Consider the following 12,346-nt stretch of genomic DNA (forward strand, 5'->3'; position numbering starts at 1 on the left):
CCCTGGTACGGCTGCGGAGGCGCCGGGTACGGCCCCGGCGGCGGCTGCTGTCCCGGCGGGTACCGCCCCCTGGGGTGGGGGCCCTGGGGCTCCGGGCCCGGTGTCCCGGGTGTCGTGGGGGCCGCGGGGTCCGGCTGTGCGCTGTCGGCGGCCGGGGTCGTGGGACCCGACTGGGGCCGGGCCGACTCGTCGTTGCCGGACCGCGGGTGCCCGCTCCCGCCGCTCACGTCCACGGTGTCCCCTCGTTCGAAGCGTCTCCCGCCTGCCGGACGGGAGGGTCTCCTGTCGATGGTATGCGTCCGCCCCCGTCCGTTCCGCCCCGGCACCCCTGTGCTTCCCTTCCGTCACACGGGTCACGGGCCACGGGGTGGGTCACTGTCGGTGGCGGGCCGTAGGGTCTGTGGGCATGGAGACGAGCATCGAGGATGTCGCGCAGGACGCGGGCGGACCCGCCCGACCGGCGACGACGGTGGCGGACGGCGCGGACGCGGCGGTGGGCGCGGAGGCCGCCGCCCCCGCGCCCGTGGCGGTACGGCCGGCCTCGCTCTCGCCGTCCCGGGCCGGCGATTTCATGCAGTGCCCGTTGTTGTACCGGTTCCGGGTCATCGACCGGCTGCCGGAGAAGCCGAGCGAGGCGGCGACGAGGGGCACGCTGGTGCACGCGGTGCTGGAGCGGCTCTTCGACGCCCCGGCGGCCGAGCGCACCGCGCCGCGGGCCAAGGCGCTGGTTCCCGGTCAGTGGGACCGGTTGCGGGAGAGCAGGCCGGAGGTCGGCGAGCTGTTCGCGGACGATCCGGAGGGCGAGCGGCTGGCGCGGTGGCTCGGGGAGGCGGAGCGGCTCGTCGAGCGGTGGTTCACCCTGGAGGACCCGAGCCGTCTCGAGCCCGCCGAGCGGGAGCTGTTCGTGGAGGCGGAGCTGGATTCGGGGCTGCGGCTGCGCGGCATCATCGACCGGGTCGACGTGGCTCCCACGGGCGAGGTGCGGATCGTCGACTACAAGACGGGCAAGGCTCCCAAGCCGCAGTACGCCGAGGGCGCGCTGTTCCAGATGAAGTTCTACGCGCTGGTGGTGTGGCGGCTGAAGAAGGTCGTCCCGCGGCGCCTGCAGCTCGTCTATCTCGGCAGCGGCGACGTGCTCACCTACGATCCGGTCCTCGCCGACCTGGAGCGGGTGGAGCGCAAGCTGCTGGCGTTGTGGGAGGCGATCCGGCTGGCGACCGAGACGGGTGAGTGGCGTCCGCGTCCCACCAAGCTGTGCGGCTGGTGCGACCACCAGGCGCACTGCCCGGAATTCGGCGGTACTCCCCCGCCCTATCCGCTGCCGGTGAGGGCGGCCGAGTCCGGTGGCACCGAGCAGGGCAGAATGGGCCCGGGCTAGCCGAAGGAGACTTACGTGGCCATTCGCGTCCTACTGGTCGACGACCAGCCGCTGCTGCGCACGGGCTTCCGGATGATTCTGGAGGCGGAGCAGGACATCGCGGTCGTCGGCGAGGCCGGCGACGGCCTCCAGGCACTCGACCAGGTGCGGGCGCTGCAGCCCGATGTGGTGCTGATGGACATCCGCATGCCGCGGATGGACGGTGTGGAGGCGACCCGGCAGATCACCGGGCCCGAGCGGGACGGTCCGGCGAAGGTGCTGGTGCTGACCACCTTCGACCTCGACGAGTACGTGGTCGAGGCGTTGAAGGCGGGCGCCAGCGGGTTCCTGCTGAAGGACGCTCCGGCCAACGAGCTGGTGCAGGCGATCCGGGTGGTGGCGGGCGGCGAGGCGATGCTGGCGCCGAGCATCACCCGGCGGCTGCTCGACAAGTACGCCACGCATCTGCCCTCGGGCGACGAGCCGGTGCCGGACACGCTGCACACGCTGACGGACCGTGAGGTCGAGGTGCTGAAGCTGGTGGCCCGGGGTCTGTCCAACGCGGAGATCGCCGCCGACCTGTTCGTCAGCGAGACCACCGTGAAGACGCATGTGGGTCATGTGCTGACCAAGCTGGGCCTGCGGGACCGGGTGCAGGCGGCGGTGTACGCGTACGAGAGCGGTCTGGTCCGTCCCGGCGCGCAGTAGAGCAGTGCGGTAGAGCAGTGCGGTAGAGCAGCTGAGCAGCGCGAAGGGCGCCCTCCTCCGGTCGGAGGAGGGCGCCCTTCGTGTGGTCCGGCGGGGGTGTCAGCCGCTCACGCCCCGGCCCAGCTCCCACAGCTGGAGCGACGAGGCGGAGTTGAGCAGGTAGGCGGTGCCGGTGACGTCGTCGCCGGCGGCCACGTACTGCTTGCCCTGCCACAGCGGGATGACCGGGACGTCCTCGGCGGTGATGTCCTGGATCTCCGTGAGGGTGTCCACCGCGGAGAGGCGGTCGGCCTCACGCCGGGACTCGGGGATCAGATCGTTGATGATCTTCGGGTTCAGGTAGGGCGAGTTGAGCGTGTTGTCCCGGTCGAGGAACGGCGCGATGAAGCTGTCCGCGTCCGGGAAGTCGGGGAACCAGCCCATGCCGAAGACGTCGTACTTGAGGTCGCGCTCGGCGGGGCGGAAGACGTCCCAGGGCTTGCCCTCGATGGCGACGTCGAAGAGGCCGCTCTCGTTGAGCTGGCGCTGCAGCTCCTCGAACTCCGGCTTGGTCGCGGCACCGTAGTGGTCGGTGGTGTAGTGCAGGGTCAGCTTGACCGGCGTTTCGATGCCGGCCGACTTCAGCGCCTGCTTCGCGGCGCCCGGGTCCGGGTCGCCGTACTTGTTGAAGAACGAGTTGGAGTGGCCGGTGATGCTGGCCGGGACCATCGAGTACAGCGGCTCGGCCTGCGAACCGTAGACCTTGGCGACGAGTTCGTCGCGGTTGATGAGCCGGGCCATGGCCTGCCGGATGGCCTTGTCCTTCACGCTGGGCGCGTCGACGTTGAAGCCGAGGTACCGGATCTCGAGACCGGCGACCTCGATGAGCTTGACGTCGCTGTCGGAGCTGTTGGAGAGCTTGCGGATCTGCTCCGGCGTCATGGCGCGCGTCATGACGTCGATGTCGCCCTTGTCCAGGGCGGTTCCCATGGCGTCGGCGTCGTCGAAGGACACCAGCTCCACCTTGTCGTTGTTCACCTTCAGACTCCCCTTGTAGTTGGGGTTCTTGGTGAACACGACCTTGTCGAGGACGCCGTCCTTGGACTCGCCCTTCATCTCGTACGGGCCGGACCCGCTGAGTTCGAAGCCCTCGCGCAGCTTGTCCTTCGGGTAGGACTCCTTGTCCACGATGCCGGCCACGGGCGTCGACAGCTTGTACGGGAAGGTCGCGTCGGCGGAGTTGAGGTGGAAGATGACCTCGCGGTCGCCCTGGGTCTCCACGGTGTCCACGGTCGACAGCAGCGCGGAGACGCCGCTGTCCGCCTTCAGGGAGATGGCGCGGTCGATGGAGTACTTGACGTCCTCGGCGGTGATGGCGTCGCCGTTGGAGAACTGCAGGCCGTCGCGCAGGGTGCAGGCGTAGCGCTCGTTGCCGGTGTCGGTGAAGCCGCACTTCTCGGCGGCCTCGGGGACGGGCTCGCCGTCACCGCGCGGCTGGGTCATCAGCGTCTGCGAGGTGTGGCGCATGATGTTCCAGGCTCCGACGTCGTAGGCCCAGGCCGGGTCGAGGGGCGCCGTGACGTCCTTCGTGATGGTGAACCGGTCCGTGGTGCCGACGACTATCGCGTCCCCGCCGCCGCTGCCGCCGTCGGACCCGCCGCAGGCGGCGAGTACCGGCGCGAGCAGGCCGAGGACGACCGGCAGCACCAAAGTCTTACGGTTCATGCTCGAGTTTCTCCAGAGCTGTCGGTCCGTGTATCCGGAATGCAGGGGTGTCGCGGCGGATCACGGGGGTAGTGGCGGACGTTCTCGCGACGAGATTAGTCCGCGCCCGCACGGGGGCTCGCAGCCACCGGAGTTGGGGGCTCATCACGGAGCGAAACCGGGTGTGGACACACCGAAAACCCGACAGTGGAAGGATTAGTGCAGGCTTTCACCAATCAGGACACAAGGACTCCTCGACAACGTTCGCCTGGCCGAAAGCAGCACACCTACGCACGCCTGTCGACCCCTGACAACGTGGGGAACGTCACATTTCGCGGTCGGTGACCGGTGCTGCAATTCGGCCATCGGGGAGGGTGGGAATAACGCCGGGAACGCTTAGAGCATTACGGTCATCAGACCGCGCAGAAATGTCAGGTCGACCTCTTCCAGGGAGTCGACCACGGTGCGCCGCGCGCCCGGTGTGATGGGGGCGACCGAGGGCACGGCGACGACCTGGCAGCCGGCGGCCTCGGCGGCGGCGACCCCGGTCGCGGTGTCCTCGACGACGGCGCACCGCGCGGGGTCCACGCCGAGCCCGGCCGCGGCGGCCAGGTAGGGGTCGGGGTGGGGCTTGGTGCGCGGCACCTCGTCACCGGCGACGGTGAGGGCGAAGTGCCGCGGGCCGAGCGAGGTCAGCACGCGGTCGATGATGCGCCGGTGCGAGGCGGAGACCAGTGCGGTGGGGATCTCGTGCGCGGACAGCTCCGCGAGCAGCCGGGCGGCGCCCGGCATGAGCCGCAGGTCGCTGCCGATGCGCTGCTCGAAGCCGTCGTTGAGCAGGACGCTCAGTTCGGCGAGGGTGATGTCGGCGCCGGTGGCCTCGATCAGGAAGCCGGCGCTGCGGGTCATGGGGCCGCCGACGACCACGTGGCGCCAGGAGTCGTCGAGGGTGTGGCCGAGGGAGGCGAAGACCTCGACCTCGACGTCCCACCAGAAGCCCTCGGTGTCCACCAGGGTGCCGTCCATGTCGAGGAGCACGGCCTGCAGGGCTGAGCCTTCGGCCGGACGGGTTCCGAGTGCGGGGACCGTGCTGGTCATCCACGTACCTCCTTGAGGGACGATCAGGCCGGTTCCCACGTGGGGAACCGGCCTGCGGTGGACCGACCAGTGTACGTCGTGCGGGGCCGGAACGCCTGGTGTGGCCTGTGGAGCGGCTCACACCGGGGTTCAGCGGGCGGGGGTCAGCGGGCGTTGAAGTACTTCGCCTCGGGGTGGTGGATGACGATGGCGTCGGTGGACTGCTCGGGGTGGAGCTGGAACTCCTCCGACAGGTGGACGCCGATGCGCTCCGGCTGGAGCAGGTCGGCGATCTTGGCGCGGTCCTCCAGCTCCGGGCAGGCGCCGTAGCCGAGGGAGAAGCGGGCGCCCCGGTACTTCAGGGCGAACATGTCCTCCATCTCGGCGGGGTCCTCCCCCGCGAAGCCCAGCTCGGAGCGCACGCGCGCGTGCCAGTACTCGGCGAGGGCCTCGGCGAGCTGCACGGACAGGCCGTGCAGCTCGAGGTAGTCGCGGTAGGCGTTGGCCTCGAACATGCGGGCCGTCTCCTCGCCGATGCGGGAGCCGACGGTGACGACCTGGAAGCCGACGACGTCGGTCTCACCGGACTCCTCCGGGCGGAAGAAGTCGGCCAGGCACAGCCGCCGGCCGCGGCGCTGGCGCGGGAAGCTGAACCGGGTGCGCTCGTTGCCGTCGTCGTCGAGGACGATGAGGTCGTCGTCCTTGGAGACGCAGGGGAAGTAGCCGTAGACGACGGCCGCTTCCAGCAGGTTCTCCGTCTGGAGCCGGTCGAGGAGGCCGCGCAGCCGCGGCCGGCCCTCGGTCTCGACCAGTTCGTCGTACGAGGGCCCCTCGCCGGTGCGGGCCTGCTTGAGGCCCCACTGGCCCTTGAACAGGGCGCCCTCGTCGAGCCAGGAGGCGTACTCCTTGAGCTGGATGCCCTTGACGACGCGGGTGCCGCGGAACGGCGGCTCGGGCACCGGGTTGTCGACGGCGACGTCGGAGCGGACGTGGCCCTCCTCGGGCCGCTCCTCGACCTCGATGCCGGTCGCGCGGACCCTGCGCTGCTTCAGCTCCGGCAGCTTGGCGCCCGGCACTCCCCGCTTGATCCCGATCAGCGCGTCCATGAGGCGCAGGCCCTCGAAGGCGTCGCGGGCGTAGCGGACCTCGCCGTCGTAGATCTCGTGCAGGTCCTGCTCCACGTAGGCGCGGGTGAGGGCCGCGCCGCCGAGGATCACCGGGTAGTCGGCGGCCAGCTTGCGCTGGTTCAGCTCCTCCAGGTTCTCCTTCATGATCACCGTGGACTTGACCAGGAGCCCGGACATGCCGATGACATCGGCCTTGTGCTCGTCGGCCGCCTCCAGGATCGCGGAGACCGGCTGCTTGATGCCGAGGTTGACGACGTTGTAGCCGTTGTTGGACAGGATGATGTCGACGAGGTTCTTGCCGATGTCGTGGACGTCGCCGCGGACCGTGGCGAGCACGATGGTGCCCTTGCCGTCGTCGTCCGTCTTCTCCATGTGCGGTTCCAGGTGCGCCACCGCGGTCTTCATGACCTCGGCGGACTGGAGCACGAACGGCAGCTGCATCTGGCCGGAGCCGAACAGCTCGCCGACGACCTTCATGCCGTCCAGCAGGGTCTCGTTCACGATCTCCAGCGCCGGGCGCTCCTGGAGGGCCTCGTCCAGGTCCTGCTCCAGGCCGTTGCGCTCACCGTCGATGATGCGCCGCTTGAGCCGCTCGTCCAGCGGCAGCGCCGCCAGTTCCTCGGCCTTGGACGCCTTGAGGGACTTGGCGGTGGCACCCTCGAAGAGCTGCATCAGCTTCTGCAGCGGGTCGTAGCCCTCGCTGCGCCGGTCGTAGATCAGGTCGAGCGCGGTGGTGACCTGCTCGTCGTCGAACCGGGCGATCGGCAGGATCTTGGACGCGTGGACGATCGCCGAGTCCAGGCCCGCCTTGACGCACTCGTCCAGGAACACGGAGTTCAGCAGGATGCGGGCGGCCGGGTTGAGGCCGAAGGAGATGTTGGACAGACCGAGCGTGGTCTGGACGTCCGGGTGCCGCCTCTTCAGCTCCCGGATGCCCTCGATGGTGGCGACACCGTCCTTGCGGGACTCCTCCTGGCCGGTGCAGATGGTGAACGTCAGGCAGTCGACGAGGATGTCCGACTCGTGGATGCCCCAGTTGCCGGTGAGGTCGTCGATGAGCCGCTCGGCGATCTCGACCTTCTTCTCGGCGGTGCGGGCCTGGCCCTCCTCGTCGATGGTCAGCGCGATCAGTGCGGCGCCGTGCTCCCGCGCCAGCGCCGTGACCCGGGCGAAGCGGGACTCCGGGCCGTCGCCGTCCTCGTAGTTCACCGAGTTGATCACCGCGCGGCCGCCGAGCTTCTCCAGCCCGGCCCGGACGACCTCGACCTCGGTGGAGTCCAGCACGATCGGCAGTGTCGACGCGGTCGCGAAGCGCCCCGCCAGCTCCTCCATGTCGGCCACGCCGTCGCGGCCGACGTAGTCCACGCACAGGTCGAGCATGTGCGCGCCCTCGCGGATCTGGTCCCGGGCCATCTCCACGCAGTCGTCCCAGCGGCCCTCCAGCATGGCCTCGCGGAACTTCTTCGAGCCGTTGGCGTTGGTCCGCTCGCCGATCGCCAGGTACGAGGTGTCCTGCCGGAAGGGGACCGTCTGGTAGAGGGAGGCGGCGCCCGGTTCGGGCCGGGGCTGCCGCTCGCCGGGGGCCGTGTCCCGCACCCGCTCGACGACCTGGCGCAGGTGCTCGGGCGTGGTGCCGCAGCAGCCGCCGATCAGGGACAGGCCGTACTCGCGGACGAACGTCTCCTGCGCGTCCGCCAGCTCCGGCGCGGTCAGCGGGTAGTGCGCCCCGTCCTTGCCCAGGACCGGCAGACCGGCGTTGGGCATGCAGGACAGCGGGACGCGGGAGTGCCGGGCGAGGTAGCGCAGGTGCTCGCTCATCTCCGCCGGGCCGGTGGCGCAGTTCAGGCCGATCATGTCGATGCCCAGCGGCTCCAGCGCCGTGAGCGCGGCGCCGATCTCCGAGCCGAGCAGCATGGTGCCGGTCGTCTCCACGGTCACCGACACGATCACCGGCAGGTCGAGGCCGAGGGCGTCCAGGGCGCGCCGGGCGCCGAGCACGGAGGACTTGGTCTGGAGGAGGTCCTGCGTGGTCTCCACCAGCAGGGCGTCCGCGCCGCCCGCGACCAGGCCCTCGGCGTTGCGCTGGTAGGCGTCGCGCAGCACCGTGTACGGGGCGTGTCCGAGGGTGGGGAGCTTCGTGCCGGGGCCCATCGAGCCCAGGACCCAGCGCTGCCGGCCGTCGCGGGCCTGGAACTCGTCGGCCACCTCGCGGGCCACCCGGGCGCCGGCCTCGGACAGCTCGTGGACGCGCTCGGGGATGTCGTACTCGCCCAGCGCGGAGTGGTTCGCGCCGAAGGTGTTCGTCTCCACGCAGTCGACACCGGCGGCGAAGTACTCCTCGTGCACCGACCGCACGATGTCCGGCCGGGTGAGGTTCAGGACCTCGTTGCACCCCTCCAGTTGCTGGAAGTCGTCCAGTGAGGGGTTCTGCGCCTGGAGCATGGTGCCCATCGCGCCGTCGGCGACCACGACGCGGCTGGCGAGGGCCTCGCGGAGGGCGGACACGCGGGTCCGGGTGTCGGCGGGCGGGGTGGATGGCGACGAGGCCATGAAAGGGCTCCCTAGGATGCGACGGCTGTCGGCTTTGCGCTGCCCGGGTGCCGTCCGCTGGGGACGTCCCGGGGGAGGACGCACGACGCCAGGGTAGCCGGGACCGGGGACGGATGGTCGGGGCGTCCACGAGGCGGACGAGTGTGGCGGGGCGGAACGGCCCGCCGAAAGGATGACGCGCGGTTCCCGGCGGCCTCCGGAGGACGGCCGTGGCCACCGGAAGGTGGCCGAAGTGCAACAGTTGCCCGCCGACGGTTAGCGGGAGGTCGGCATCGACCGGTAGTGTTCGGCATTGCCGAACGACGTCAGTGGCGCCGAGGTCGGCACTCGAAGGGGACGGAGGCAGTACGTCGATGGCACGGAACATCCAGTCGCTCGAACGGGCGGCCGCGATGCTGCGCCTGCTCGCGGGCGGTGAGCGGCGGCTCGGCCTGTCGGACATCGCCTCCTCGCTGGGTCTGGCCAAGGGCACCGCACACGGCATCCTGCGCACCCTCCAGCAGGAGGGGTTCGTCGAGCAGGACGACGCCTCCGGGCGCTACCAGCTGGGCGCGGAGCTGCTGCGCCTGGGCACGACGTACCTCGACGTGCACGAGCTGCGGGCCCGCGCCCTGGTGTGGACGGACGACCTGGCCCGCTCCAGCGGGGAGAGCGTCCACCTGGGGGTCCTGCACCAGCAGGGCGTCCTGATCGTGCACCACGTCTTCCGGCCCGACGACAGCCGACAGGTCCTGGAGATCGGGGCCATGCAGCCGCTGCACTCCACGGCGCTGGGCAAGGTGCTGTCGGCGTACGACCCGGTCGCGCACAGCGAGGCGCTGGAGGCGGACCGCAAGGCGTACACGGACCGGACGGTCTGCGAGCCGGAGGGGTTCGAGCACATCCTGGACATCACCCGCGCGCGCGGGTACGCGGCCGACGTGGAGGAGACCTGGGAGGGGATCGCCTCCATCGCCGCCCCCATCCACGACCGCAGGCGCATGCCGGTCGGCGCGGTCGGCATCACCGGCGCGGTGGAGCGGCTGCGCCGGGAGGGCGAGCTGCGGCCCGAGCTGGTCGCGGCGGTCCGGGACTGCGCCCGCGCGGTGTCGCGGGACCTGGGGGCCGGGCGCTTCTAGCGTCCGGGGAAGGAACAGAGGGCCGGGCGCCGCGGGCGTCCCGGCCCTCAGTCATGTCCGTCCGAGGACCGATAGCCCGAGACGATCAATAACGATCGTGCTTTCGATAACAGGGCTCTTGACGCACCCGGGACACCGAGCCAGACTCGCGTCCATCGGTCGGCATTGTCGAACACCTACCGGCAATACGCGTTAGAGTGTGACAACGCCAAGGGCCGCCATCGCTCTCATACCGAGGGCGCCGGAACACCCGGAGGGACCCGGGGTTCGGCTTCCCCTGGACGAAGGACAAAGGAGTCGCGGGTGTCCAGCTCCGACATCTTCATCGGCGAGACCATCGGTACCGCCATACTCATCCTGCTCGGCGGCGGTGTCTGTGCCGCCGTGACGCTCAAGGCCTCCAAGGCGCGCAACGCCGGCTGGGTCGCCATCGCCCTCGGGTGGGGCTTCGCCGTCATGACGGCGGCGTACATCTCGACGCCGCTCTCCGGCGCCCACCTCAACCCCGCCGTGACGGTCGGCATCGCGATCAAGGACGGTGACTGGAGCAACGTCCCGACCTACTTCGCGGGCCAGATGCTCGGCGCCATGATCGGTGCGGTCCTGGTCTGGGTCGCCTACTACGGCCAGTTCCAGGCCCACCTCACCGACCGCGAGATCGTCGGCGGTCCCGGTGCCCAGGACACGACGGCCAAGGCCGTCGAGGCGCAGGAGAAGGGCGCGGGACCCGTCCTGGGCGTCTTCTCCACCGGCCCCGAGATCCGGCACGTGGTCCAGAACCTCGCCACCGAGATCATCGGCACCTTCGTCCTGCTGCTCGCCATCCTCACCCAGGGCCTCAACGGCGAGGGCGACGGCCTCGGCGTCCTGGGCGTCCTGATCACGGCGTTCGTGGTGGTCTCCATCGGCCTCTCGCTCGGCGGCCCGACGGGCTACGCCATCAACCCGGTCCGCGACCTCGGCCCGCGCATCGTGCACGCCCTGCTGCCCCTGCCCAACAAGGGCGGTTCCGACTGGTCCTACGCGTGGATCCCGGTCGTCGGTCCGCTGATCGGCGGCGCCATCGCCGGAGGTGTCTACAACCTCGCGTTCGCCTGAGCGGACCTACGCTCGGCCATCATCGGGCCGCAGCACACGCGCCGCACCGACCGGCCACCCACCACGGAACCAGGAGCACACAGTGACCGACGCCCACACCGCCGGACCCTTCATCGCGGCCATCGACCAGGGCACCACGTCGTCCCGCTGCATCGTCTTCGACCGCGACGGGCGCATCGTCTCCGTCGACCAGAAGGAGCACGAGCAGATCTTCCCGAAGCCGGGCTGGGTCGAGCACAACGCCACCGAGATCTGGACCAACGTCCAGGAGGTCGTCGCCGGTGCCGTCGAGAAGGCCGGCATCACCCGCGACGACATCAAGGCCATCGGCATCACCAACCAGCGCGAGACCACCCTCGTCTGGGACAAGAACACCGGTGAGCCCGTCCACAACGCCATCGTCTGGCAGGACACCCGCACCGACGCCCTGTGCAAGGAACTCGGCCGCAACGTCGGCCAGGACCGCTTCCGCCGCGAGACCGGCCTGCCGCTGGCCTCCTACTTCGCCGGCCCCAAGGCCCGCTGGCTGCTCGACAACGTCGACGGGGTGCGCGAGCGCGCCGAGGCGGGCGACCTGCTCTTCGGCACCATGGACACCTGGGTCATCTGGAACCTGACGGGCGGTGTGAACGGCGGCAGGCACGTCACCGACGTCACCAACGCCTCCCGCACCATGCTGATGAACCTGCACACCATGGCGTGGGACGAGAAGATCGCCGAGTCCATCGGCGTGCCGATGCAGATGCTCCCCGAGATCCGCTCCTCCGCCGAGGTCTACGGCGAGATCACCGGCGGCCGGCTCGGCGACCTGCTGGGCGGCATCCCGGTCGCCTCCGCGCTCGGCGACCAGCAGGCGGCCCTGTTCGGGCAGACCTGCTTCTCCGAGGGCGAGACCAAGTCGACGTACGGCACCGGCACCTTCATGGTGATGAACACCGGTGACAAGCTCATCAACTCCTACTCGGGCCTGCTGACCACCGTCGGCTACAAGATCGGCGACCAGGACACGGTCTACGCCCTGGAGGGCTCGATCGCCGTCACCGGTTCGCTGGTGCAGTGGATGCGCGACCAGATGGGCCTGATCTCCACCGCCGCCGAGATCGAGACCCTCGCCCTGACGGTCGAGGACAACGGCGGCGCCTACTTCGTCCCGGCCTTCTCCGGCCTGTTCGCCCCGTACTGGCGCTCCGACGCCCGCGGTGTGATCGCCGGCCTCACCCGGTACGTCACCAAGGCGCACCTCGCGCGCGCCGTCCTGGAGGCCACCGCCTGGCAGACGCGGGAGATCGCGGACGCCATGACGAAGGACTCCGGCGTGGAGCTGACCGCCCTCAAGGTCGACGGCGGCATGACCTCCAACAACCTGCTGATGCAGACCCTCGCCGACTTCGTGGACGCCCCCGTGGTGCGCCCGATGGTCGCCGAGACCACCTGCCTCGGCGCCGCCTACGCCGCCGGCCTGGCCGTCGGCTTCTGGAACAGCACCGACGACCTGCGCGCCAACTGGCGGCGGGCCGCCGAGTGGACCCCCCGCATGGACGCGGAGACCCGCGACCGTGAGTACAAGAGCTGGCTCAAGGCCGTCGAGCGGACCATGGGCTGGCTCGAGGACGAGGAGTAAGAACCGC

8 protein-coding genes are annotated in these 12,346 nt (G+C 70.3%); 5 read left to right on the plus strand and 3 right to left on the minus strand.

What is annotated here, in order from left to right:
* Positions 1 to 406: 406 nt before the first annotated feature.
* Positions 407 to 1,378 carry a RecB family exonuclease gene (locus DMH12_RS17875; protein ID WP_185832382.1) on the plus strand — a complete coding sequence of 324 codons (972 nt, stop codon included), beginning with the start codon at positions 407 to 409 and terminating at the stop codon, positions 1,376 to 1,378.
* A gap of 15 nt (positions 1,379 to 1,393) precedes the next feature.
* Positions 1,394 to 2,065, plus strand: a complete 672-nt coding sequence (locus tag DMH12_RS17880; RefSeq protein ID WP_064727043.1) for a response regulator transcription factor — start codon at positions 1,394 to 1,396, stop codon at positions 2,063 to 2,065.
* A gap of 99 nt (positions 2,066 to 2,164) precedes the next feature.
* On the opposite strand, the gene DMH12_RS17885 is transcribed toward DMH12_RS17880, so the two are convergent.
* From DMH12_RS17885 to metH, 3 genes are all read right to left on the minus strand, one after another.
* The gene (locus DMH12_RS17885) at positions 2,165 to 3,769 is read right to left on the minus strand and encodes an ABC transporter substrate-binding protein (protein ID WP_125492582.1); all 1,605 of its coding nucleotides are present in this window, start codon (positions 3,767 to 3,769) and stop codon (positions 2,165 to 2,167) included.
* 375 nt (positions 3,770 to 4,144) lie between these two features.
* Positions 4,145 to 4,846, minus strand: a complete 702-nt coding sequence (locus DMH12_RS17895) for an HAD family phosphatase (protein WP_125492583.1) — start codon at positions 4,844 to 4,846, stop codon at positions 4,145 to 4,147.
* 143 nt (positions 4,847 to 4,989) lie between these two features.
* The gene (metH, locus tag DMH12_RS17900; protein WP_125492584.1) at positions 4,990 to 8,502 is read right to left on the minus strand and encodes a methionine synthase; all 3,513 of its coding nucleotides are present in this window, start codon (positions 8,500 to 8,502) and stop codon (positions 4,990 to 4,992) included.
* Between the two features lie 353 nt (positions 8,503 to 8,855).
* Here metH and DMH12_RS17905 point away from each other — a divergent pair, with 353 nt between their 5' ends.
* From DMH12_RS17905 to glpK, 3 genes are all read left to right on the plus strand, one after another.
* Positions 8,856 to 9,620 carry an IclR family transcriptional regulator gene (locus tag DMH12_RS17905; protein WP_122617325.1) on the plus strand — a complete coding sequence of 255 codons (765 nt, stop codon included), beginning with the start codon at positions 8,856 to 8,858 and terminating at the stop codon, positions 9,618 to 9,620.
* Positions 9,621 to 9,923: 303 nt separating this feature from the next.
* Complete coding sequence (locus tag DMH12_RS17910; protein WP_125492585.1) at positions 9,924 to 10,718, plus strand: MIP/aquaporin family protein; 795 nt, start codon at positions 9,924 to 9,926, stop codon at positions 10,716 to 10,718.
* 82 nt (positions 10,719 to 10,800) lie between these two features.
* Positions 10,801 to 12,339 (plus strand): glycerol kinase GlpK, encoded by a 1,539-nt coding sequence (glpK, locus tag DMH12_RS17915; protein ID WP_125492586.1) that lies wholly within the window; start codon positions 10,801 to 10,803, stop codon positions 12,337 to 12,339.
* The last annotated feature ends 7 nt before the right edge of the window (positions 12,340 to 12,346 follow it).

The sequence above is a fragment of the Streptomyces sp. WAC 04229 genome, from assembly GCF_003947455.1.
Lineage (GTDB): Bacteria > Actinomycetota > Actinomycetes > Streptomycetales > Streptomycetaceae > Streptomyces.

Excerpts from the sequence above, each read along its gene's own strand:
- metH (WP_125492584.1), bottom strand. The coding sequence starts at position 8,502 with ATGGCCTCGTCGCCATCCACCCCGCCCGCCGACACCCGGACCCGCGTG.
- DMH12_RS17905 (WP_122617325.1), top strand. The coding sequence starts at position 8,856 with ATGGCACGGAACATCCAGTCGCTCGAACGGGCGGCCGCGATGCTGCGC.
- DMH12_RS17895 (WP_125492583.1), bottom strand. The coding sequence starts at position 4,846 with ATGACCAGCACGGTCCCCGCACTCGGAACCCGTCCGGCCGAAGGCTCA.
- DMH12_RS17885 (WP_125492582.1), bottom strand. The coding sequence starts at position 3,769 with ATGAACCGTAAGACTTTGGTGCTGCCGGTCGTCCTCGGCCTGCTCGCG.
- DMH12_RS17875 (WP_185832382.1), top strand. The coding sequence starts at position 407 with ATGGAGACGAGCATCGAGGATGTCGCGCAGGACGCGGGCGGACCCGCC.